The 23,649-nt window shown below is 41.2% G+C and carries 23 protein-coding genes and 1 pseudogene; 18 read left to right on the top strand and 6 right to left on the bottom strand.

Going from position 1 to position 23,649, the window contains the following annotated elements; translation table 11 throughout:
* The first annotated feature begins 48 nt into the window (after positions 1-48).
* From desA to AC3WTL_RS05605, 3 genes are all read left to right on the top strand, one after another.
* Positions 49-1,092, top strand: a complete 1,044-nt coding sequence (desA, locus tag AC3WTL_RS05595) for a Delta(5) desaturase DesA (RefSeq protein ID WP_492369190.1) — start codon at positions 49-51, stop codon at positions 1,090-1,092.
* A 91-nt stretch (positions 1,093-1,183) separates the two neighbouring features.
* A complete protein-coding gene (locus AC3WTL_RS05600; RefSeq protein ID WP_394583925.1) occupies positions 1,184-2,320 on the top strand; it encodes a sensor histidine kinase in 1,137 nt (378 codons plus the stop codon).
* Entirely contained in the window at positions 2,317-2,916 is a 600-nt protein-coding gene (locus AC3WTL_RS05605; RefSeq protein ID WP_492369191.1) for a response regulator, read from the top strand. The genes AC3WTL_RS05600 and AC3WTL_RS05605 overlap by 4 nt, the downstream gene beginning before the upstream one ends.
* Before the next feature lie 188 nt (positions 2,917-3,104).
* Here the strand turns inward: AC3WTL_RS05605 and yxiS are convergent, their stop codons facing one another.
* Complete coding sequence (yxiS, locus tag AC3WTL_RS05610; protein ID WP_252221916.1) at positions 3,105-3,410, bottom strand: protein YxiS; 306 nt, start codon at positions 3,408-3,410, stop codon at positions 3,105-3,107.
* 436 nt (positions 3,411-3,846) lie between these two features.
* On the opposite strand from yxiS, the gene AC3WTL_RS05615 reads away from it, so the two are divergent.
* From AC3WTL_RS05615 to AC3WTL_RS05625, 3 genes are all read left to right on the top strand, one after another.
* Positions 3,847-4,944, top strand: coding sequence for a branched-chain amino acid aminotransferase (locus AC3WTL_RS05615; RefSeq protein WP_492369192.1), 1,098 nt, complete (start codon positions 3,847-3,849; stop codon positions 4,942-4,944).
* Between the two features lie 113 nt (positions 4,945-5,057).
* Complete coding sequence (locus AC3WTL_RS05620) at positions 5,058-5,324, top strand: DUF1292 domain-containing protein (protein ID WP_061790771.1); 267 nt, start codon at positions 5,058-5,060, stop codon at positions 5,322-5,324.
* 79 nt (positions 5,325-5,403) lie between these two features.
* Positions 5,404-6,315: a CBASS cGAMP-activated phospholipase gene (locus AC3WTL_RS05625; protein WP_061790772.1), complete on the top strand. Its 912-nt coding sequence runs from the start codon at positions 5,404-5,406 to the stop codon at positions 6,313-6,315.
* 129 nt (positions 6,316-6,444) lie between these two features.
* Here AC3WTL_RS05625 and AC3WTL_RS05630 read toward each other — a convergent pair whose 3' ends face one another.
* Positions 6,445-7,494 carry a glycoside hydrolase family 18 protein gene (locus AC3WTL_RS05630; protein ID WP_492369193.1) on the bottom strand — a complete coding sequence of 350 codons (1,050 nt, stop codon included), beginning with the start codon at positions 7,492-7,494 and terminating at the stop codon, positions 6,445-6,447.
* 218 nt (positions 7,495-7,712) lie between these two features.
* Between AC3WTL_RS05630 and AC3WTL_RS05635 the strand changes: the two genes are divergently transcribed.
* On the top strand, positions 7,713-8,744 hold the full coding sequence (locus tag AC3WTL_RS05635; RefSeq protein WP_492369194.1) for a DUF438 domain-containing protein: 1,032 nt from the start codon (positions 7,713-7,715) through the stop codon (positions 8,742-8,744).
* 29 nt (positions 8,745-8,773) lie between these two features.
* On the opposite strand, the gene AC3WTL_RS05640 is transcribed toward AC3WTL_RS05635, so the two are convergent.
* Positions 8,774-9,592, bottom strand: a complete 819-nt coding sequence (locus AC3WTL_RS05640) for a hypothetical protein (RefSeq protein WP_492369195.1) — start codon at positions 9,590-9,592, stop codon at positions 8,774-8,776.
* 123 nt (positions 9,593-9,715) lie between these two features.
* Here AC3WTL_RS05640 and pepF point away from each other — a divergent pair, with 123 nt between their 5' ends.
* The 9 genes from pepF to htpG all read left to right on the top strand — a co-directional run bounded on the left by pepF (position 9,716) and on the right by htpG (position 19,977).
* Positions 9,716-11,503 carry an oligoendopeptidase F gene (pepF, locus tag AC3WTL_RS05645; protein WP_492369196.1) on the top strand — a complete coding sequence of 596 codons (1,788 nt, stop codon included), beginning with the start codon at positions 9,716-9,718 and terminating at the stop codon, positions 11,501-11,503.
* 169 nt (positions 11,504-11,672) lie between these two features.
* On the top strand, positions 11,673-12,686 hold the full coding sequence (locus tag AC3WTL_RS05650) for a glycosyltransferase (RefSeq protein WP_492369197.1): 1,014 nt from the start codon (positions 11,673-11,675) through the stop codon (positions 12,684-12,686).
* A gap of 20 nt (positions 12,687-12,706) precedes the next feature.
* Positions 12,707-13,756, top strand: a complete 1,050-nt coding sequence (gene selD / locus AC3WTL_RS05655) for a selenide, water dikinase SelD (protein WP_222501087.1) — start codon at positions 12,707-12,709, stop codon at positions 13,754-13,756.
* A gap of 63 nt (positions 13,757-13,819) precedes the next feature.
* The gene (gene phnD, locus AC3WTL_RS05660) at positions 13,820-14,728 is read left to right on the top strand and encodes a phosphate/phosphite/phosphonate ABC transporter substrate-binding protein (RefSeq protein WP_222501089.1); all 909 of its coding nucleotides are present in this window, start codon (positions 13,820-13,822) and stop codon (positions 14,726-14,728) included.
* A gap of 11 nt (positions 14,729-14,739) precedes the next feature.
* Positions 14,740-15,495, top strand: a complete 756-nt coding sequence (gene phnE, locus AC3WTL_RS05665; RefSeq protein ID WP_048010062.1) for a phosphonate ABC transporter, permease protein PhnE — start codon at positions 14,740-14,742, stop codon at positions 15,493-15,495.
* 12 nt (positions 15,496-15,507) lie between these two features.
* Positions 15,508-16,281 carry a phosphonate ABC transporter ATP-binding protein gene (gene phnC / locus AC3WTL_RS05670; protein ID WP_197245971.1) on the top strand — a complete coding sequence of 258 codons (774 nt, stop codon included), beginning with the start codon at positions 15,508-15,510 and terminating at the stop codon, positions 16,279-16,281.
* Positions 16,282-16,337: 56 nt separating this feature from the next.
* A complete protein-coding gene (locus AC3WTL_RS05675) occupies positions 16,338-16,931 on the top strand; it encodes a polysaccharide deacetylase family protein (RefSeq protein ID WP_492369198.1) in 594 nt (197 codons plus the stop codon).
* A 105-nt stretch (positions 16,932-17,036) separates the two neighbouring features.
* Positions 17,037-17,981: a phosphotransferase gene (locus AC3WTL_RS05680; RefSeq protein WP_492369199.1), complete on the top strand. Its 945-nt coding sequence runs from the start codon at positions 17,037-17,039 to the stop codon at positions 17,979-17,981.
* A gap of 118 nt (positions 17,982-18,099) precedes the next feature.
* Positions 18,100-19,977 (top strand): molecular chaperone HtpG, encoded by a 1,878-nt coding sequence (htpG, locus tag AC3WTL_RS05685; protein ID WP_492369200.1) that lies wholly within the window; start codon positions 18,100-18,102, stop codon positions 19,975-19,977.
* A 38-nt stretch (positions 19,978-20,015) separates the two neighbouring features.
* On the opposite strand, the pseudogene AC3WTL_RS05690 reads toward htpG, so the two are convergent.
* A pseudogene (locus tag AC3WTL_RS05690) lies at positions 20,016-20,375 on the bottom strand (hypothetical protein).
* 300 nt (positions 20,376-20,675) lie between these two features.
* Between AC3WTL_RS05690 and AC3WTL_RS05695 the strand changes: the two are divergent.
* The gene (locus tag AC3WTL_RS05695; RefSeq protein ID WP_048010067.1) at positions 20,676-21,017 is read left to right on the top strand and encodes a hypothetical protein; all 342 of its coding nucleotides are present in this window, start codon (positions 20,676-20,678) and stop codon (positions 21,015-21,017) included.
* Positions 21,018-21,119: 102 nt separating this feature from the next.
* Positions 21,120-22,484, top strand: a complete 1,365-nt coding sequence (locus tag AC3WTL_RS05700) for an amino acid permease (RefSeq protein ID WP_492369201.1) — start codon at positions 21,120-21,122, stop codon at positions 22,482-22,484.
* Positions 22,485-22,552: 68 nt separating this feature from the next.
* Here the strand turns inward: AC3WTL_RS05700 and AC3WTL_RS05705 are convergent, their stop codons facing one another.
* Positions 22,553-23,410 carry a DUF421 domain-containing protein gene (locus tag AC3WTL_RS05705; RefSeq protein WP_222501101.1) on the bottom strand — a complete coding sequence of 286 codons (858 nt, stop codon included), beginning with the start codon at positions 23,408-23,410 and terminating at the stop codon, positions 22,553-22,555.
* Between the two features lie 20 nt (positions 23,411-23,430).
* Entirely contained in the window at positions 23,431-23,637 is a 207-nt protein-coding gene (locus AC3WTL_RS05710) for a DUF1657 domain-containing protein (protein WP_248347196.1), read from the bottom strand.
* Positions 23,638-23,649: the final 12 nt, after the last annotated feature.

Here is a 23,649-nt window from a genome sequence, read left to right on the forward strand (position 1 = left end):
CAAACCCTTTATTATTAAAATTAACGTCATGATGAAGGGAATTAACAAATGACTTCAAAACAAAAACAACTCAACTTAAAAAAACAAATGGCACCTTATGAAAAATCAGATTTAACAAAAAGCATTATGCAGCTGGTCAATACGCTGGGACCATTTTTCCTGCTGTGGTTCCTTGCTTATAAAAGCCTGAGCATTTCTTACTTGCTGACGCTTGGCATATCTGTCGCTGCAGCAGGCTTTCTGGTCAGGATCTTCATTATTTTCCATGATTGCTGCCACCATTCCTTTTTCAAAAACCGTAAAGCAAACAAAATCATTGGCACAATCACAGGGATCCTGACCGTCTTTCCTTATCACCAATGGCAGCATGACCACAATGTTCACCATGCAACCAGCGGTAATCTGGACAAGCGCGGTACAGGAGATATCTGGACACTGACAGTGAAAGAATATCAGGATGCGGCATGGTCGACTCGTGCAGCATACCGCATCTACCGCAATCCAATCGTTATGTTAGGTTTAGGCCCTATATATGTATTTTTGTTAAAAAACCGTTTTAACAGAAAAGGGGCAAGAAAGAATGAACGCATCAATACGTATCTTATAAATGCGGCCATCGCCGGTTTGTATGCGTTCATGTGCTGGACTATCGGGTGGGAAGCGTTCCTGATGGTGCAGGGGCCGATCTTTATGATTTCAGGAGCAGCCGGGATTTGGCTTTTCTATGTACAGCATACATTTGAAGACTCGTATTTTGAAGAGGATGATAAGTGGGAGTATGTAAAAGCTGCTGTAGAAGGAAGCTCCTTTTACAAGCTGCCGAAAGTGCTTCAGTGGCTTACAGGGAATATTGGGTTCCATCATATTCATCACTTAAGCCCGCGCGTCCCTAACTACAACCTTGAAAGCGCTCATTATAATACAGCTGAACTTCAGAACGTGCCGACGATTACTCTTTCAACCAGCCTGAAGTCACTCAAATTCCGTTTATGGGATGAAGAAGCCCAGGACTTCACCGGTTATGGAGCAGCAAAGAAGTCTGCCGTCAGCCAAAAACAGAACAGAACTAAAACGGCATCTGTGAAGCCGTAAACTGAATGTATAAGCTGAAGAACAGCTCCTTTGTGATATGATAGCAAAGGAGCTGTTTCATTATTTCATGAATAAAAAGAGGGTACCTCACATGTTTAAAAAATATTTAACTGCATTGAAAAGTTCAGGCATTTCTCCATATATATGGAGTGTATTCAGCATTCTGCCGTTTTATTTCATCTTCAGATCCACATCTAAAATCACCATAGCCGTCGGAATTATCCTGACTATACTCTTTTTTATATCCCTGCGTTTTGCCTTTATATCACGGAAATGGCCTGTCTATTTATGGACTGGCATCTTAATCAGCATATCGATCACAATGACCATTCTCTTTTCATTTATTTATTTTGCATTTTATATTGCCTATTACAATGGCCATATCAAAAACAGGATTGCCTTTTTAACGCTGTATGTCATCCACCTGATCGCAACCACCATCTCCATTAACATTAATTTTGTCACCCAGAAGCCATTATTTCTCGAGCAGATCCCTTTTATTATTATCATTTGGATCAGTGTGATTTTGCTTCCTTTTAACATTCACAATAAGAAAAAGCAGGAAAAGCTTGAGGAACAGCTCGAGGATGCCAACAAAAGGATTGCGGACCTTGTCAAACAGGAAGAAAGACAGCGGATTGCCCGAGATCTTCATGATACTCTCGGACAAAAATTGTCTCTTATCGGGTTAAAAAGCGATCTGGCCAGGAAGCTCATCAGCAAAGATCCGGACCAGGCAAAGGAAGAGCTTATAGACGTTCAGCAAACCGCCAGAACAGCATTAAACGAAGTAAGAAAAATGGTTTCCCAGATGAGGGGAATCAGGCTGAAGGAAGAAATTATCCTAGTTAAGCAAATTTTAAAGGCGGCTTCTATCGAATTCATCGGGGATGAAGATATTAAATTAAAAAATGTGTCACTCTTCCTTGAGAATATTCTAAGCATGTGCATGAAAGAGGCTGTAACAAACGTAGTAAAACACAGTAAGGCGACAGAATGCCGCATCCGCATAGAACAAACCTGGAATGAAGTCAGCATTACTGTCCGGGATAACGGAGTCGGCATGAATCCCTCAACAGATGTCGGCAAGGGGTCCGGACTGCTTGGCTTAGGGGAGCGGCTCGACTTTGTCAACGGAAGTCTTGAGATTGTATCTGATAATGGAACAACGATTATAATGAAAGTACCAACAGTCGTGAAGGAACCAAACAAGGAGGAGAGGGCATGATAAAAATCGTCATAGCTGAAGATCAGCGGATGGTGCTTGGTGCGTTAGGATCTCTGCTAAATCTTGAAGACGATATGGAAGTCATTGGGAAAGCTTCGAATGGAAAAGAGGCCATATCCCTTGTCAAAACTCTTAAACCGGATGTATGCATTATGGATATTGAAATGCCGGAAAAAAGCGGGCTGGAAGCGGCAGAAGAAGTAAAAGACAGCGGCTGCAAAGTTATTATTCTGACAACCTTCGCAAGGTCAGGTTATTTCCAGCGTGCCCTCAAGGCCGGTGTAAGAGGTTACTTGTTAAAAGACAGCCCAAGTGAGGAACTGGCAAGCTCTATCAGAAACGTCCTGCAAGGAAGGCGCATCTATGCACCTGAATTAATGGATGATGTCTATGGCGAAGAAAACCCGCTGACAGACCGGGAAAAAGAGGTGCTGGAGCTGATAGCGGACGGCAAGAACACGAAAGAAATTGCCGACCAGCTCAGCATTAAGACAGGAACCGTGCGCAACTATATTTCGGCTATTCTTGACAAGCTCGAAGTTACGAACAGGATTGAAGCCATTACCCAATCGAAAGAGAAGGGCTGGTTTAAATAAAGTGAAACTTCAATTAGTGGGGGTTTTCCTTACCCCCACTGATTGTTAGTTGAACCAATCGGGCCTTTACGGGCAGTTTGACCGCCACTTATCCTCCTTTGCTCCCTCTGAGTCTTGAAGTGGGGGTCTTACTGCCCGTTAGGCTGCGATAGAATCTTCAATGAAAAAGGACAGCGGCCTATTAAGGCTTAGCTGTCCTTTTTCAATTTCTTTATTTCTTCCATCACGATGAAGGCTAGATCATCATTTCCGAACAAGGATAGAACACCAAGCAGAGTCTGATCAGGCACATCGCCTGCTTCTTCTTTTGGAACGGTCAGCTCCAGCGCTTCCTTTAGTGAACTGTTTTCCCCCTGATCCGGATATGCCTTTAAATAGATTTCCTCCGGATTTAAATCGTGATTGATGCACCACTGGGCAAATACGAGGATCATCATTTTCTCTTCGCCCTGATAGTTTTGAATAATTTTTTCTTCAAGCTCTTTACTGTTCATTATCATAAATCCCCTTTTGTATTTATATATTGATTATAAATTTAAAAACATGATTTTTCACCTTTATTTCTTTTTCTTTTGCACATAGAATTTTCAGTAATCCGAATTAATTCTAAATTTATTGTCAATTCGTATTGACAATTAAATAGTAGAATATCATAATATTAGAAAAACTTATAAAAACTTTAACAAATAACTGCACTACTGCCTTGAAGTAGAAAAGAGCGAAAGGCAACCCTTACAAAAACAGCATACGAGTCTTTTTCTATGACTTCAGCTGTTGCTGTTGAGCATCCATATTGGTTGTTGCCGGGAAGCAAGCCCTTTCGTCCACGCTCGGAGGATGACTGGGCGTTTTTATTTACACTCTTTTAAGAGCAGCACGAAGAGCAGGCATTAGGTTTTTAAATCATCTACAGATAGGGAGTTTTGACAAATGACAGAATTAAAAATTGAAATCAACTACACACCTGAGAAAAAACAAAAACCTGCATTTGATAACCTGGTGTTTGGCAAGAATTTCACGGATCACATGTTTGAAATGGATTACACTGCAGGGCGGGGCTGGCATGACCCAAGAATTGTACCTTACCAGCCGCTTTCTCTTGATCCCGCTGCAATGATTTTCCATTATGGTCAGAGTGTATTCGAAGGGTTAAAGGCCTATCTGACCATTGATAATGAGGTGTTGCTCTTCCGTCCCGAAAAAAATATGGAGAGATTGAATAAATCAAACTCCAGGTTATGTATTCCTGAAATTGATGAAGAGCTTGCTCTTTATGCCTTAAAAGAATTAATTTCAGTTGACCGGGACTGGATTCCGAATGTAAAAGGAACTTCGCTGTACATCCGGCCATTTGTTATTTCAACTGAGCCATATCTTGGAGTGGCACCATCAACGAGATACAAATTCATCATTATTCTTTCGCCGGTAGGCGCTTACTATAAGGAAGGCATCAATCCTGTTAAAATTGCTGTTCAAAACGAATATGTGCGTGCAGTTAAAGGGGGAACAGGCACAGCTAAAACCGGAGGAAACTATGCAGCTAGTCTGAAAGCACAGGAGCTTGCAAGCTTAACAGGATATTCGCAGGTTCTATGGCTTGACGGTAAAGAAAATAAATATATTGAAGAAGTGGGAAGCATGAACATTTTCTTCAAAATTAACGGAGAAGTTGTAACACCAGAACTTAATGGAAGCATCCTGGAAGGGATCACTCGAAACTCTGTACTTGAGTTACTGAAGCATTGGAATGTTCCGGTATCAGAAAGAAAAATTTCTATTGAAGAAATCTACCAGGCACATGCCGATGGCCAGCTTGAAGAAGCATTTGGAACGGGCACTGCTGCTGTTATTTCACCAATTGGCGAATTCTTCTGGGACAACAAGATTATTGAAATCAATGAGGGGAACACCGGAGAATTGTCCAAGAAAATCTATGATACACTGACAGGCATCCAAAAAGGAACCGAACCGGATCCATTTGGATGGAGTGTAAAAGTGGAAAAGAAAGAGGCAGCAGGAATTAAATAATCCTCGATAATTGGATCGGCATCATTAAGCCGATCCTTTTTCTGTTTCAGGCATGAAAATCATCTAAAACGGGAAAATATAGAAAGAACCTATTACGGAGAGGAGATTAAAAAATGGACAAGATAGAAGTCGGAGAAGTTTTTACAATCAGTGATGAAAATGATCAGGAAATGGAAGTGGAGGTCCTCGCGTCTGCAGAGGTTGATGGCAATCAATATGCTGCTGTCAGCTTTGTAGAAGATCTTGAGGAAGACACAGAAGAAGATATTGACGTATTCTTCTTAAAACTTGATGAGGATGGCGACTTTACACCCATTGAAAGCGACGAAGAATTTAACAGAGTCTCTGCCGTATTCGAAGAAATGATACACGAGGAATAAGAGAGAAGGACAATTCCTTCTCTTTTTTTTACATACTTCTATCTTCTGAAGAACGATTACGGAAACAGCAGGTGATCCAATGAAAATATTATGCATCGATGGCGGGGGAATACGCGGTGTTTTTGCCGTCAGCATCCTGAAAGCTCTCGAAAAGGAAATGAAACAGCCTGCAGGCGACTATTTTGATATAATCGCAGGCACAAGCACCGGATCGATCATTGCCTCTTCACTGATCCTGAAAAAAGATATGAGAGAGGTCCTGAAAGGATACGAATCATTCGGGAAAAAGATTTTTGTCAAACAGGCTAAGGTCGGCCTTTTTAAAAGCGTATACAGTGATAAGTATATGCGGCGCTTTTTTCGGAAAGCCTTTGGCGAAACGGAATTGTCCGATATAAAAAAACCGCTTTTGATACCAGCTGTCGATGTGACCCATGGCAAGCCGTTTGTCCACCGTTCCAATTACGGCAGCCCAGGCAATGAAAGCCTGTCGATGAAGCTTTGGGATGCAGTCCTTTCCTCCTGTTCAGCACCTGTGTATTTCCCGCCGAACAACATCAGCAATAGTTATTTATCCATAGACGGAGGGCTATGGGCGAATAATCCATCACTCGTTTGCATTACCGAGGCTATGCATCACTTCAAGGTGGAGCTGCAAAAAATAAAAATCCTTTCGCTTGGGACCGGTCTTCAAAAAATTGACTTTACGATTGATCATGATAAATATTGGGGTGTAAAGCATTGGCTGCCTTTCCAGCTCCCGTCCATGAAAGTGACGCCCAAGCTATTGGACCTGGCTCTTCATTTATCCTCCGAATCTGTTACCTACCATTGCAGGCATCTACTCGGAGAAAATTACCTGCGCATAAATGAAGAGCTGGGTGAAGAAATGCCCTTTGACGAAATAAAGTTTGTGGAAGAATTGATTATGCTCGGGGAGAAGGTCTATCAGGATCGGCGGGAGGAAATAAAGAAGTTTTTACTCTCATGAAAAAAGAGCGGGGAATTTTCCCTGCTCTTTTTTCATTTTGTATGAATCACAGAATAATACTTTACAGGTTCTGATGTGTTTTGAAGAACTTCAGCAATCGTTCCAATGAGACTGTATGGCCCCTTTGCGTCATGGCCAGCCTCCCAGATCATCATTCCGCCAAATCCGCGATTTAATGCCAGGGCAGTTTTCTTTTTCATAGTAATAGCTGATGCCATTCATGCTGATCCTATCTTTTGCTGCATTTTTTGGATTATTGTTTATGACGGCCTGATAGGATACCGGCTTAACGGCAGGATCCTCCGGCTGAGCATAAAGAGGAACACCCAGAACCAGCTTATCCTTGGAAATCCCTTGAGAATCAAAGAGGTTACCCCAATAATTGGCGATATTCTCTGTAAAGGAATAGGGAGAAAGATTAGCAGCATTGTATCCGCCATCCCACTGGCCGTCATATGCCATGATATTCACATAATCAATCTTTCTGAACATGTCTGGCTCATACACAACATATCCGCTCTCTGTACCTGTTATACTATGGACCTTGGCATGAACAGCAACCGACAGCTCCTTGCCGTTTGCATGGAGCACTTCGCTCAGGTGATTGATAAAAACAGCCAGGAATTTTGCATCCTCCTTTGAACGGGGATGTTCAAAATCAATATCAATTCCATCTAGGTTTTCCTTTTGAACCAGCCCAGAGAGTTCTGTTACCAGCCTGTTTCTCGACGAGTCATCCGCTATTGCATGTTTAAAATAATCATATGATTCCCCGCCATTGATATGAAACCAGCCACCCACAGCAAGGATTGCCTTCACATTTTGCTTGTGAGCATTCGACACCACTCTCTGCAGATTGTTCCGCGCCGTCTCACCATTAAAAGAAATGCTTCCGTCCTTATCGGGATGGGCAAAAGAAAATATGACATGGGACAGATTTGAATAATCGATCGAAGCGGGATCGCGATAATCCTGGACATAGCCCATCAGCACTTTTTCCGGGATCTCTGAAAACTCCGGAATCTCTTTTGGGACAGGAAGTTTGTCCGATTGTGAAACAGGAGCAGGCTGTTTAATAGACTGGAGCCCGCTTGTGTTTTTTGTATAATAAATGCCGGCAGCAAATCCGCCGCAAAAAATAATAGCAATCATGATCAAAACTAGATATTTTCTCTTCACTAATAGTAAACCTCCATCTTTCGATCCTTTAAAAGTGTAACAAAAAAGGGAACTTGGAGGGGGTGGTAATTTATTGCTGACATTCCATTCCTGCATAAAACAATAAACTTTTTTTAATATATGATTCTCATCACATTACGAACTTTTTCCTCATGGTACATTCCTTATAAGCACGATTAATAGCCTTTAAAAGGGAATGATATAGGAGGAATTGTACAGTGAGCGAATTAATTAATAACCGTGAGCATCCGGACCATCAGAGCCATTCTATTCATAGCCATGATGAAGCAGCTGCTCATCCTAAACCGGAAGAACAGCCCGGACATCCCATTCATACTTTCACCCGGGAGAATAGGGCAATTGATAAGCATCTGAGAGAAAATGTGAAGGTCCATCTCGAGGCGTTCATTCAGGAGGATCATGAGGACAATGTTTATGCACTTTTAGAAGACTGCATCCTGCTCCTTGATCTTGATAAGCATTACAGCCGAAAGGAAAATCTGCTTTTTCCTTACCTGGAGAAGTACGGAATTTATGGTCCCACAAATAATATGTGGAGCATCGATGACTTCATCAGGGATGGCATCAAGGAAGCCAAGAACCTTCTCACCCATTACGAGGGGGACAAGCAAAAGGTCATCAATGCAATCCGTTTCGTTTTCAATGAAGTTAGTGCCATGATTTACAGGGAGGAAAATATCCTTTTCCCAATGGCTTTAAAAAACCTTACAGAAGATGAATGGGTAAAGATCGCCCATGAAAGCGACGAGATTGGCTTTTGTCTGACCGGCCCTGAAAAGGAATGGAAGCCCGAACGGAAAGGGATTGAGGGGAATGCCATATCAAAAGGCTACATTAAAATGGAAACTGGCATTTTGTCCTTAAAGCAGCTGGAGCTGTTATTCAATCACTTGCCTGTCGATATCACCTTTATTGATCATGATGACGTTGTCCGCTATTTCTCTCATGGCAAGGAAAGAATCTTTGCCAGAACGAAAGCCGTGATTGGGCGAACCGTTCAGAATTGCCATCCGCCCCGCAGTGTCCATGTTGTGGAAGAATTGCTGAAGGATTTCAGGGAAAGGCGAAAAGACTCTGAAGACTTCTGGATCAAGTTCAGAGATAAATATGTTTATATCCGTTATTTTGCCGTACGGGATGAAAACGGGCGCTATGCAGGAACCCTTGAATTTACACAAAACATCAGTCCAATCCAGGAGATCGAGGGAGAGAAAAGGATTCTTTCGTAATCAAAAAAAGCTAAGAGCGACACGGCTCTTTAGCTTTTTTTGATTTTTGACGGATTATTTACCTTATATAAAACAGGTTCTTCGATAATGAATTCCTCGTCACAGTCTTTTCCTTTAGGCAGTTTCTTTTTAACTATTTTCCCGTCAAATTCGAGGCTTTCACCTGGCTGAAGTTCAAATTTCTTTAACGTCTTCGAATGAGAGCACCAGCCAAGCCCGACTTCAATCGGTTCATCCTCCTGAATGACAAGATCTTCAAGTATGATGACTTCATCATTGGCTTCATTGAAATGGTTCCAGCTCAGGGCAAGCTGCTTAACTTTAGCTGTAAAATGGACCTTTTCTGCCGGCAGCTCCAAGGCAGGCTGTTTTTCCTTTTTGGCTTTTTTGGCTGCCGGTTTATCACTTTTGTTGTTTTCAGCAGATTTCTTTGTTATCTTTTCAGTCTGGACACTATCTTTTTTGGAAGCTTCCTTTTCAGAAGGAGCTGAGGAGATATCCCCAAAATCAGCAGCCAGCGCTTTTCCGAAGCTTGGAGACTGCATCTCTTTAAGGTAAGCAGGATGTATGCAGCTCAGATTCCCATCCTGAAACTCGATTATGATTGTATAATAATCACCAGTTTCGCCGTATGTCTGATACCCTTTCACGGTTACAAGACGCTGCTGTGTTTTTTCTTTATACCAGAATTCCTTTTTAACTTCCCTTGTAGTAGATAATCCCCATTCCCTGACTTTTTCTTCATAATGGGCATCGTCCTGAAACGTTTCAAAATGACCCGCAGGAGGGAAATATGCAGTATTGTTTGAGTCTTCTATATGAGGCAGAGTAATGGCCAATCCGTCCACATCCTTTCAACATTATTTTAATAGCCATTAATGATAAAATCAAAAATGTGGAAGGGTTTTTGCGATAACTTTGGAATATAGTTAATTAATAAACAACAGTTTGCAGTAAAGGAGTTTGTAAAAATGAAGACATTCAAAGACAGAAATGACGTTCCGCTGAATGAGAAATGGAATCTGGAAGATATATACTCCAGTCTGGAGAAATGGGAAGAAGATTACAAACATATTGAACAACTTGCCGATAAGCTGAAAACCTTTGACGGACAGATTCATGATGGCAATTCCCTTTATCAATACCTTGAAAAAAAAGAAAAACTCTCTTACATATTTAATAAGCTGTATGCATATGCGATGCTGAAAACAGATGAAGACACACGTCTGACAGATTCGCAAGCCTATGTAGACAGGGCAAAGCAATTGAGCGTTAAAGTCAGTTCTTCCAGTTCTTTTTTTATGCCTTTTCTCTTAAGCCTGGATGAGGAAACTCTGAGAGGCTATATTGCTGAGGAGAAGGGCTTGAAATACTTTGAGGAGGACCTGCTCGAATCCTTCCGCTATAAGCCGCATGTCCTTAATAAGGACAAAGAAGAAGTTCTTTCCCATCTCGGCGAAGCACTTTCTGTTCCCAGTCATACTTTTGGAATGATGAATAATGCAGATATAAAATTTGGCGATGTAACAAAAGAAGATGGCGAGAAGGTTGAACTGACACGAGGCATGTATGCGAAAATCATGGAAGAAGAAGACCGGGAAAAGAGGAAAGAAGCATATAAGGCCTATTACCAGCCCTATGTGCAGCTGAAGAACTCCATTGCTTCCACCCTTTCTGCCGCTATAAAAAACAATGTTACCATGGCCAAAATCCGTAATTATCCTTCAGCACTTGAAAAAGGATTATTTGGTGATCAGGTGCCAAAGGAAGTGTATGTCAATCTAATTGAGACGACTAAAAAAAATATTGGGGCAATGCATCAGTATACTATGATCCGCAAGGAACAGTTAGGTCTTGACGAGCTGAGGCAATATGATTTGAGCGTTCCTTTAGTAAAGGGAGTCAAACCTGAAATATCCTATGAAGAAGCTTATGACACAATGTGTAAAGCGCTCGAGCCTCTTGGTGATGATTATATTACTATTCTGAAGGAGTTTAAGTCAGGCCGCTATATTGATGTGCGTGAAACTCCAGGGAAGCGGTCAGGGGCATATAACCTCGGCATTTATGGAGTTCATCCTTATATCCTTCTGAATCATCGGGATGATCTGGACAGCCTTTTTACACTTGCTCATGAATGCGGGCATGGTGTCCACAGTAAGCTGAGCTCACAGCACCAGCCGCAGATCACCGCCCGTTATAGCATTTTTGTGGCGGAAGTGGCTTCTACAGTAAATGAAGTACTCCTGATTCATTATTTGCTGGACACGGAGAAGGATAAAAATGTACGCAGGCATCTCCTTAATCATTTTATTGATCAGTTTAAAGGAACCTTCTTCACTCAAGTTATGTTTGCTGAATTTGAGATGAAAACTCATGAATTAGCTGAAAAGGGGGAGCCGCTAAACGCTGAGGTCTTCAGCGGAATATATGAACGTTTATTCCGCGAATATAACGGGGATGAAATTGTTTTTGATGAAGAAGTGAAATTCGGCTGGGCCAGGATTCCTCATTTTTACCGTCCATTTTATGTTTATAAATACGCTACCGGATTTGCTTCTGCCATCCATTTGGCAGCAAAAATTCTCGAAGGAGACAATGAAACGCTGCAAAGCTATCTGGAGTTCTTAAAAAGCGGAAGCTCCGATTATCCGCTGGACCTGTTAAAGAAAACCGGAGTGGATCTGACTTCACCATATCCTATTGAAAACTCACTTCGGAAATTCAGAGATCTTGTAGAAGAATTCGGAAACCAATAGCTGGATTGGGCCTGTTTCTTGTTATAGAAACAGGCTTTTTTACCGTCATAATTAAAAGAACAGCCTGCTGAAATACAATTAATGGACAGGATGAAATATTCCTGCAATAATTGATGCAAACTTTAATTAAAACGAAGATAGCGAAAATATAATTGTGAAGGATGAAAGGATGAAAGTACTTCTGGCAAGCCCGAATTTTCACCAGGCAAGAGGAAATACAGTTACTGTTCAGCGCATATCTGATAACCTTAATAAGCTGGGCATTGAGACTGAAATAATCAATATCACAGACGGCTGCAAATTTTCCAGCCTGCCAAAAGCCGATATTGTGCATGGCTTTAATGCTTATCGGTTTGGCCAATTTATTAAGGGGCTTGGTGAAAAACCTGAAAGATATGTCGTAACCATGACCGGCACTGATTTAAATATCGACCTTCATGATCCAGTTAAGAAAACCGCAGTCATTCAAACCATTATCAATGCCGAAGCTATACATGTATTTGATGAAGAAGCTAAGCTTGTACTGGCAGGTGAAGTTCCTGAAGCAAAAGATAAAATCAGCGTTATCCATCAGGGAACTGTAATATTTTCTGAAGCTGGAGCCGACTATAAAAAAGAACACAGCACTTTTTTATTTTTGCTGCCGGCAGGAATCCGCAAGGTGAAGAATATTCCTTTTGCCATAGAAAAGCTTAAACTGTTATATGAAAAGAATCCCCGCATCCGTCTTTGGCTGGCGGGTCCTATTATTGAAGAAGAAGAGGGAAATATCGTAAAGACCCTTACTGAAAAAAATAAAGAATGGGTTCAATATCTTGGCCAGATCCCACATCACCATATGGGAGAGCTATACAGACAAGCGGATGCCGTATTGAACACATCCCATTCTGAAGGCCAGCCTGCTGCCATTTTAGAAGCAATGGAATATAGCCTTCCAGTTCTTGCAGCCAATAACCTGGGCAACAGGAATATCATTTCACATCAGGAAACTGGTTTAATCTACACTAATCCGGTCGAATTTCTTGATAATGCAGACAAACTAGTGAATAATAACGAATTGAGGATTAAATTGGGGCAAGCTGCCAAACTCTATGTTGAGGGCAGTCATTCTTCGGAATATGAAGCTAAAACACTTCAAAAAATTTACGAAACCATCTTAGAAAAATCCCCAAGTAAACATTGAATGAGTAAGGAGAGAGAAATATGTCTAGAGAAGAAATCGTAAAACTGACTTCTTTATCAACAAAAGGCGGCTGAGGATGCAAAATTGGTCCTGAAGACCTGGCGCAGGTTCTGCGTCATTTGCCAAAGTCTGTACCTGACCCCAACCTCTTAGTAGGACTGGATACATCGGATGATGCAGGCGTTTATAAAATAAATGATGAAACTGCCCTTGTGCAGACACTGGATTTCTTTACTCCTATCGTTGATGATCCATATATGTTCGGCCAAATCGCCGCAGCCAATTCGCTGAGTGATATTTACGCAATGGGCGGCAAGCCTATAACCGTCATGAATATTGTAGGTTTCCCTATCAGCAAACTGGATAAAGGCATACTTGCAGACATTCTGGCTGGTGCATCCGATAAAGTGAAAGAATCCGGTGCTGTGTTAGTTGGAGGGCACTCCATTGACGACCAGGAGCCAAAATTCGGCTTATCTGTTACAGGAACCGTACATCCTGAGCGGGTAAGAACAAATGCTGGAGCCAAGCCTGGCGACAAACTGATCTTAACCAAGCCGATTGGCGTTGGCATTCTTACTCAAGCAATTAAAAGGGATATGCTGGATAAGGAAGGCATTGACCGTGTGATGGAAGTTATGGCTGCTTTGAATAAAGAAGCAGCTGAAGCAATGGATAACTACCAGGTTAATGCCTGCACAGACATTACTGGTTTTGGCCTTCTGGGCCATGCCATGGAGATCGCAGAAGGAAGCGGCACAGGAATAACCATTGAAAGCACAGCCGTGCCTGTTCTTCCAAAAACCAGGGAGCTTGCCGAGCAGAACATAATTCCCGGCGGCTCTAAAAAGAATCATAAATGGCTGTCCGGCCGGATTCAATATGAAAATATTGATGACGTAGACCAAGTGATTCTTTGTGATGCTATAACATCAGGAGGACTTTTAATAACCGTTCCTGAATCAGAAGCTGAACCCCTGCTAAATGACCTAAAGGAAAAAGGGGTAGAATGGGCTTCCATCATCGGGACAGTCACAGATCAGAATCCCGGAAGGATTACTGTTATCTAAAAAAGGACTCGAAAAGAGTCCTTTTTTACCTTTACTACAAAACATAAACAAGGAAGTGCAAAAATGAAAAAATTCTTAATGTTCCTGACCATCTTTTCACTGATGCTTCTGTCTGCATGCAGCGGAAACGACTCAGACTCAAAAAATACAGACGAGAATGGAAAAGAAAAGTCGAAAGAAACGTTCACCATTGGGGTCATCCCTGTTCAAACAGAGGGATCCATGGAAGCTGCCATGGAAAAATTGCAGTCAACCTTATCTGAAAAACTCGATCGGGAGGTAGCTGTCGAAGTTTATCCGGATTATAACGGGGTAGTGGAAGCCATGAACTACGATAAAATTGATATGGCATATTTCGGCCCGTTAACATATGTTGTTGCCCATGAGAAGAGCGGCGCAAAAGCCATTATTACACAGCTGATTGATGGAGAGCCATTCTATTATTCATATATCATCACCCACAAAGACAATCCATGGAATTCACTTGAAGATTTACTGAAAAACAGCAGTGAAGCTGACTTTGCCTTCGGTGATATCAATTCAACTTCAGGATCTCTTATCCCATCCATTGAATTGAAGGACCGCGAAGTATATAAATCCGAGGATGACCACAGCTTTAAATCCGTCCGATTCACGGGCTCACATGATGCTACTGCATTGGCAGTTCAAAATAAACAGGTGGATGCCGGTGCGATCGACAGTGCCATTTACAATCAATTAGTAGATTCAGGAAAAGTAGATGGAGAGCAGATTAAAACGATCTGGAAATCAGAAAAGCTTTTCCAGTACCCTTGGGCTGTACATGAAAACACCGATGAAGAAACAATTAAAGCATTGAAGGAAGCATTTCTGGCAATTGAAGATCCCGAAATTCTGGATGCATTCGGTGCAAGCGGATTTACTGAAGCAAGCAACGAAGATTATGAAAGCATCCGTCAGGCTGCCCTAAAAGAGGGACTTATTAAAGAATAGGGCTGATAAGATTGTGGTTTAAAAAACGCAGCATATTAACATATACCGTGTTGGCTTTATTTATTTTTCTAAGCATGAAGCTGACAGAATTCGACTTATCGAAATTCAAAGACTTCCGCAACATGATTGATTTCCTGTCCCATTGGTTCCCGATGGATTTTTCACTCCTTCCAAGGATACTCGAAGACAGTCTGGAAACATTGGCGATGGCTTTTCTGGGAAGCTTCTTCGGGCTTATTATCGGGCTTCCCTTAAGCTTTATGGCCGCCAAAAACACATCCGGCTCAAAATTTGTCTACCATATAACCAGAGTAGGCCTCAGCTTTGTCCGTTCCATCCCTGAAATTGTTTTTGGTTTGATTCTTTTGACGGCTCTTGGGCTAGGTCCTTTTCCGGCTGTCCTGGCCATTATGTTTCATAACATTGGGGTTCTGGGAAAATTGATCTCAGAACTCATTGAAGCATCCGATCCAGGTCCGCAGGAGGCTATGAAAGCTGTTGGGGCAAAGAGCTGGTTTGCTTCTCTATTCAGCATCCTGCCTCAAATATGGCCAAATGTATTGTCAAATTACTTCTACCGGTTTGAGGTTGCCATAAGGACTTCCCTTATCTTAGGCTTCATTGGCGGGGGAGGAATTGGCCAAAGACTTTTTAATGATTTTAAAACCTTCCAATACAATTCAGTTTCGCTCGATGTCCTGGTGATTATGATTATCGTTATTCTAGTGGACCTTTTTGGAAGCTATGTCAGGAACCGAGTGATATAAAGGAGGCCGGAAATGCTTGAGATTCGAAATATAACTGTCCGTTATCCCGGCATGAAGCATCATGCGCTTAATTCAATAAATCTGACGATACACCCTGGAGACTTTGTTTGCGTGCTAGGTAAAAGCGGTGCCGGAAAATCCACGCTGATCCGCTGTCTAAATGGCCTGCAGACACCTTCATCAGGGGAAATCATCTGGGATGGCCAATCCTTTTCTGCACTTAATGATGAAAAGCTTCGGAGAATCCGCAGGGAGATGGGCATGATCTTTCAGCATTTTAATTTAGTTCCGCGATTGACTGTCCTGCAAAATGTTCTGACAGGCATGTTCGGCTACAGGAGCAGTTTTAAAAACCTCATTGGCTGGTTTACAGAGGAAGAAAAGGCTCAGGCTAAACAAGTCATTGCAGAGGTGGGCTTAACCGACTTTGCCGACCGCAGGGTTGAACATCTTAGCGGAGGGCAGAAACAGAGAGTCGGCATTGCAAGGGCTCTCCTTCAAAAGCCAAGGTTCCTTCTGGGAGACGAGCCTGTTGCCAGCCTGGATCCTGGAACTTCAGACCGAATCTTCAGCCTGCTGCAGGAGATGCATAACCGGCATGGTCTGCAAACCATAATTAATGTCCATGATGTTCAATTGGCTAAACGCTATGCAACCCGGATTATTGCTTTAAAAGATGGGGAAGTTGTTTTTGATGGAAAACCGGAACAGTTCACAGATGATATGTATGTATTTACATATGATGCAGAAAGTTATAGCGAAAAATCATATATCCGATCAACTTAAGAACAGGAGGAAGAAAAATGCCCAATTGTCCATGAGTTGTGGATAGCTCGAACGTCGTGTACGTTTCGAACGACCCTGACATCAAGTTATTTAATGCCGGTCATCCATCGAAGAAAACAGTAACACTGACTTTTGACGATGGGCCGGCAAGAGTTCTTCCGGAACTATTGGATATATTGAAAGAAGAAAAGGTTCCAGCAGTTTTCTTCTGGCAATCAAGGCTTTTATACCCCGGGCGTCCGTGGAAAAGAGTTCTTGAAGAAGGCCATCAGTTAGGAACCCACTCTTCAAAGCATTCCAATTATGCTAAATTGACTCCTAATGAACAAATCCAGGATTTAAGGAAAAGCAAATTAAAGATTGAATCTATTACGGGGCATGATGTGAAGCTATTCAGGCCCCCATTTGGACAGTATAATGAACATACCATTGCTGCAGCCAAAGGGCTCGGGCTCTCCACCATATTGTGGAGAATCTCGTCCATGGACTGGGAGCTCAAAGAAGAGCCTGAACTAATTATCACAAACGTTCTAGAGAACCTGGAAGACGGAGCAATCATTCTTTTGCATGAATTAAGCCAGACTGTAGAAGCCCTGCCTGAGTTAATTGCTGAGATTAGGGGAAAAGGCTACGAATTCAGTTTGCTGTAAAAAGTATCCTCTCTGAGGGTGCTTTTTTTGTGTAAAGAAGTATTATTTTTAAAAGCCGTTTTATATATATTGTTAGGTAGGATGCCTATAAGGGGGAGCGAAAGCTTGTTTACTAATATTGTGACTGCAAACGGGACACTAAATGACCGTTACATTTTAAGGAGAGAGATATTATACCAGGGCTCGAACGGCCGGTTTGTCGAGCGCTTTTTTATTGATGAAACCAAGAGCTATATTTTCAAACCTCTCACAAACAATACTCAGCTGGGAAAAGAAGTATGGATTTTCGAAAATATACTGGCAGAACTCCCGCTAAAGTTTCCAAAAATCCTGTCGTACTCCGTTCAAAACACACTAAGCAATAATTGGATTATTTTAGAAGATCTTGGTACCATCACACATACTTTTGATTCTGTCATAGCAATGGAATTAACCGCTTTAATGGCCAAGTGGCACTCTTTACCCGCTGAGCGGTTTTTTAATACACAGTTGAATGGCCCGAAACCGGCTATTGAGGAAATGGCAAACCATATTCTGCAGAACAAAGAGAAAGTTTTTACTATTTTCAGGTTACATAATGTTTCAGAACGTTTAGGCAGCAACATTTTCAGTGCTATTACAGGTAATCCCTTTTCCGCTGCGAAGGTTCTTTGCCATGGGGATTTGCACCAGGGGAATTTTGGATATGCGGGCGGTAAGACGGTGGTTCTGGACTGGGAACATTGCCACTTAAACATTCCTTATTGGGATTTATTTCATTTAATTGATATGTCACATCCGGATTTCCCTAAGCCTGATGACTCTGATGAAGATTATTTACGAAATAAGATTCTGGACTGTTATTGCGAAGAAACCCAAATCTCTGTTCCTGACAGGGTGAAATTCAAAAGGGAATATTACTTATTTTCAGCTATTTTTTCAGTTTGGATGATGCTGTTAATACAATCAGATTTGGACAATCAGAGTGCGAAATGGACTACAGAGCAGCTGTCGAGGCAATTAAAAGAGACAATACGCAATCTTGTTGAATGTGCGGAAGAAATCATTTAGAAAGAAAGTTGGTTCAAGCTAATTGACACAAATCAGCAAATATGATATTTAAATATTGTTTAGCACTCTTAAGGTTTAAGTGCTAATGCAATAAAGAATGGTAAGGGGAGAGACTAACATGGAAACGAAACAGTTTCAGGCAGAATCCAAGAGATTATTGGAAATGATGATTAACTCCATTTACTCTCAAAGAGAGGTGTTCCTGAGGGAGCTTATTTCCAACAGCAGTGATGCCATCGATAAGATCTACTACAAAGCACTTACAGATGATTCTTTAACGTTTGACAAAGAGAGTTACTACATAAAAGTCGTTCCTGATAAAGAGAAAAGGACATTAACAATCAAAGATACCGGCATTGGCATGACTAAAGAAGAACTGGAAAACAACCTGGGTGTCATCGCCAAAAGCGGTTCTCTCGCATTTAAGAAAGAAAATGAGATTATAGATGGGCATGATATTATTGGTCAATTCGGAGTAGGGTTTTATGCTGCTTTCATGGTCGCAGATGTTGTAACAGTGATCAGTAAAGCACTTGGCAGTGATATAGCGTACAAATGGGAATCCCATGGTGCTGACGGTTATACGATTGCACCATTTGAAAAAGACGCGGTCGGTACTGAAATTATATTAAAAATTAAAGAAAACACAGAAGATGAAAGCTATGATGAATACCTCGAGGAGTACCGTTTAAAGTCGATCATAAAAAAATACTCTGACTTCATCCGCTATCCTATTAAAATGGATGTTAAGGTTAGTAAGCCTAAAAGTGGTGCCGAAAACGAGTATGAGGAAAATATTGAAGAGCAGACCATTAACAGCATGGTCCCAATCTGGCGGAAAAATAAGAGTGAACTGACAGATGAGGATTACGAAAAGTTCTATCAGGAGAAGCATTATGGTTTTGACAAGCCGGTAAAGCATATCCATATTAATGTAGATGGTACCATCCGCTATAATGCGATTTTATATATACCTGAGAATATTCCATTTGATTATTACTCAAAGGAATACGAAAAAGGCTTGGAGCTTTATTCGAATGGCGTATTAATCATGAATAAGTGTGGAGATCTTTTGCCTGATTATTTCAGTTTTGTGAAAGGGATGGTGGACTCTGAAGATTTATCCCTTAACATCTCAAGGGAAATGCTCCAGCATGATCGGCAGCTGAAGCTTATTGCGAAAAACATCAGCAAAAAAATTAAAAATGAGCTCCAAAGTCTCATGAAAAATGAGGGGGAAAAATATGAACAATTTTACAAGTCATTTGGAAGACAATTAAAATACGGTGTATACAGTGATTTCGGAACCCATAAAGAAACACTCCAGGATTTATTGATGTTCTATTCTTCACAAGAGAAGAAATTGGTATCACTTGATGAATATGTATCCCGAATGAAGGAAGACCAGAAATATATTTATTATGCTGCTGGTGAGTCATACGAACGAATCGAAAAGCTTCCGCAAGCCGAACTGGTAGCGGATAAGGGTTATGAAATTCTGTACTTTACAGAGGATATTGATGAGTTCGCCATTAAAATGCTGATGTCCTATAAAGAGAAGGAATTTAAGTCAGTCTCAAGCGGCGATCTCGGCATAGAGAATGAGGGAGAAAAGATATCCGAATCAGAAGAAAAAGAACATAAGGTATTGTTCAGCACCATGAAGGAGATTTTATCAGGAAAAGTGACAGATGTCCGGATTTCCAAAAGACTTAAAAGCTATCCGGTTTGCCTTAGTGCAGATGGGGAAGTCACCATTGAAATGGAAAAGGTCCTCAGCAGCATGCCTGACAATCAAAATGTAAAAGCTAACAAGGTACTGGAAATCAATTCAAGCCATGAAGTGTTCCTGGCCTTAAAAAACGCAATGGAAAATGATAAGGAAAAGTTAAGTCTCTATACAAACCTCTTATATAACCAGGCCTTGCTGATTGAAGGCCTGCCAATCAGCGACCCTGTGGAATTTACGAATGATATCTGCAAGGTTATGGTGTAAAGTTGTAACAGCCCGAATTAATCGGGCTGTTTTTTCATTTATTGCTGGCGAAAAGTGCCTGCATAATTATATTGGGATCCAGTCTGAAACTGATTATTAAAAGGCTGCTGGAGAGTTGTCATTTCAGGCCTGGTGAGCTGCCCTTCCATTTGATTGCAGATGTTTACAACTTCCTGGCAACGCTGAATTGCCAGCTCGTGACTATGCAGACTTTGTTCAATTAATTGAGCAGCCTGCTTCTCACGCTGCAGAATCTGTTCAAGCATTTAAATATTCTGCTGTTCCTGCTGAAGCATCATACGGTATTGCTGGCTTCCCTGCTGTGTCTGCTGAATGAGCTGCTGTGCAAGCTGACGCGCTTGACCTGCCTGCTGTACACCATGTTGAACTGTATGCATATAATCAGCCTCCTAATAATTTTTCACGGGACATTTGCCCCTTCGATATTCTTAGCACTCCTCCGAATAAAAAATCAGAAAAAAAATCAATAAAAGGGAACTTTTTCATAAAGAAAGCTTCCGAAAAACAGCAAAGAATATTTTCTGACAAACATAACAAACTATAAAGGAAGGAAATCAAACTGAACTCCTCCAGGAAGTGCCACTCCAATATATTTCATTAAGCTACCTGGAATTTAAATCTGTAAAATAGCATGAATTCAACTAAAACGCTCTGAAACTCTTGGGAAGGGGATTATCATGTCAGTTTTTGTTTATCAGTCTTTTCAATTAAAACAGGATAACTTTGTTGAAGCTCTGAAAAATCTCAGAATGATACAAAATTACCGTAACGAAAATTACCAGCATAAAGTCGAATTATTATCACCCATATCAGGCGATGATCATACATATGCTTTTCTTTCCACATATGAGGGTCTGGCAGAGATGGAGCTGCAAAACAAAAAGATGTTTGAAGATGAGGAATACAAAAAACTGATCGAGCAATTTTTCCTTGAGGATATCGTCCAGGGAAGCATGCACACTCAACTGTTCAGAACTGTAACAGGATTAAAGAGCGACAGTTCTGAGAAAAAGAAATAGGGTTTTTTGGCAATTTTCCATGTGGCATCGAAACGGAAGCCGATCAGCAGCTGAATCGGCTTATTTTTTTGCCAGTATGCGACGCAATGAGGGAGGTACATCATGGATTTTTTTCTTCCAAGCGGCAATTCCTCGAAAGAAAGTGAATCAGGTGATTTAAAATGGTGGCAATTATCACTGATTGGTGTGGGTTGCACCATCGGGACCGGATTTTTTCTGGGGTCTGCCATTGGTATCAAGATTACAGGACCAGCCCTTGTATTCTCATTTATATTAGCGGCTATCGGAACTTATATAGTCTATAATCTTTTAGCTAAAATGACAGCAGAAGACCCGCAGGAAGGATCTTTCTGCTATTATGCCAATAAAGCGTATGGGAAGTGGGCAGGATTTAGCTGCGGCTGGAATTACTGGTGCTCAAATATATTAATTATGGGGAGCCAGTTAACCGCTCTATCCATCTTAACAAGATTTTGGCTGCCGCATGTCCCGCTTTGGATTTTTGCAGCGGGCTATGCTATTCTTTCGATTATTGTAGTCCTAACAGGAAGCAAAGGCTTTGATAAGGCAGAAAACCTCTTTGCAGTTATTAAGACTGCAGCCATCATCATGTTCATCATCCTGGCTTTTGCAGCTTTAACCGGTGTAATGGACGGAGATGTTAAACATCCGGGATTCCCAGGTTCTGCAGGGGACTGGTTTCCTGAAGGCTTTAAAGGATTTTGGTCATCTTTAATTTATGCTTTCTATGCATACGGAGGAATTGAAGTCATCGGGCTAATGGCTACCAGGTTGAAAAAGAAAGAAGATGCTCCCAAAGCCGGCATTATCATGCTGATCGTGCTGGTCATCATTTATGTCATTTCACTTGGCTTAGCCGTATACATGGCTTCACATGGTGAATTTAATGAAAAAGAAAGTCCGTTTGTGACTGCCATGGAACATTATAACCTGGAATTTTTCCCGCACGTTTTTAATGCAGCCATCATCATTGCCGGCTTCTCTACAATGACAGCTTCACTGTTTGGAGTAACATCATTGCTGGTTACCCTAGCAAATGATGGCGATGCACCAAGTCTTTTTTCAAAAAAGATAAAAAAGTGGAAGGACCTGCCGCTGCCATCGCTGGCACTTGCCACAGCGGGTTTAATAGCGTCCATTGTAACTGCGCTGCTTTTGCCGGGAAAAATCTATGAATACATTACCACTGCTGCAGGGATCATGATTTTATTTAATTGGTCTTTCATCATTATTTCGGCGCTGCGGATTTTGGAGAATAAAATATTTGGCAAGCTCCTTGCCATTTTTGGAATGATCCTAATCCTTGCTGCGGTCAGCGGAACATTACTTGAAAAATCAATTAGATTTGGTTTTTTCGTAAGCTTACTTTTCGTTGCATTAATAGCGATTGCAGCTCTGATTATGCAAAAGGCAGTATGGAAGAACGAAGGAAAAGGAACCTGTTAAAAACAAACACCAAATGTTTGGTGTTTGTTTTTTGATTGATGGAAGAACAAAGGAGGGAAGGGGATAGATTACTTTAGGTACGGAGCCAGTTTCTGAATAATTTGATTCAGCTTTTCAGTATTTCTTTCATACATTTTCTGTGCACTTTTTGAATCAGTCTGCAATGAAAATATCTCCAGGTCTGCTGCACACTTCTTAAACATGGCCAGTAGCAGAGGACGCTGTTGGGGTGCAGGAACCTTAATTGAATCATCATATACATCCACTGTTAAGTCACCAAAAGAATCAATTTGTCCTAAAAAAATATTTTCCTGAGTGAGGCCTAATTTCTCTATCTCAGCTTTCAGCCATTTTTTGTTTTTTCCTGATCCGGCCAATGGATCGTTTAGAATGTTACCATCCATAATAACCGTTTGCGGTTCTTTTTCCTGAGGCAAGTTCAATTGAAGATCTTTTGGAGTGAGCGGCTGGTTTTCCTTCTTCAGCATAATGCTAAGGTCGCCGCGAGGCTCCAGAACTGCAAACTCCACATCGGCTGCCTTAAAGACATTTTTTTGTCGGAGCAAAGAGGATAAGTCATCTATGGAGTATCGTTCCTTTTTTAAGTTGTCTTCTAATATTTTCCCATCTTTAATAAATATTGTTCCTTTTCCTTCAAAAAAATCACGGAAGCTTTTGCTTTTCAGAGCGAGCATATCAGCAAATAATGTTACAAGACCAAAAATCATAATGGATAGTATTCCGCTGGCCCAGTGGTTATCTAATCCCATAATAATCTCACCGGCTATACTCCCGATGGTAATGCCTGATACATATTCAAAAAATGAAAGCTCAGAAATTTGTTTTTTCCCAATTAGTTTAGTAATAACGAATAGAACACCTACGAACAATATAGAACGAGCACCAATCAGCAGCCACTCTGGCATAATTTCATCTCCATATTTGATTAATTTGGTTTATATTGAGGCTCCTCTAACTCAATAACCTTTTTTCTGTTTTCCAAATCATTTTTTATTGTGCTTATCTCCAGCATAGATTCATGAAAAAGAAGTTTAGCTTCTTCGTCCATTGAAGTTAATGCAAGGCTGGATAATTGCGCTTCAATAGAACGTATTGCTGCAAGACATTGACTGACATCCGAAGCAATGGTCATCGGGAAAATCAC

Source organism: Cytobacillus sp. EB106-05-05-XG126 (genome assembly GCF_058791715.1).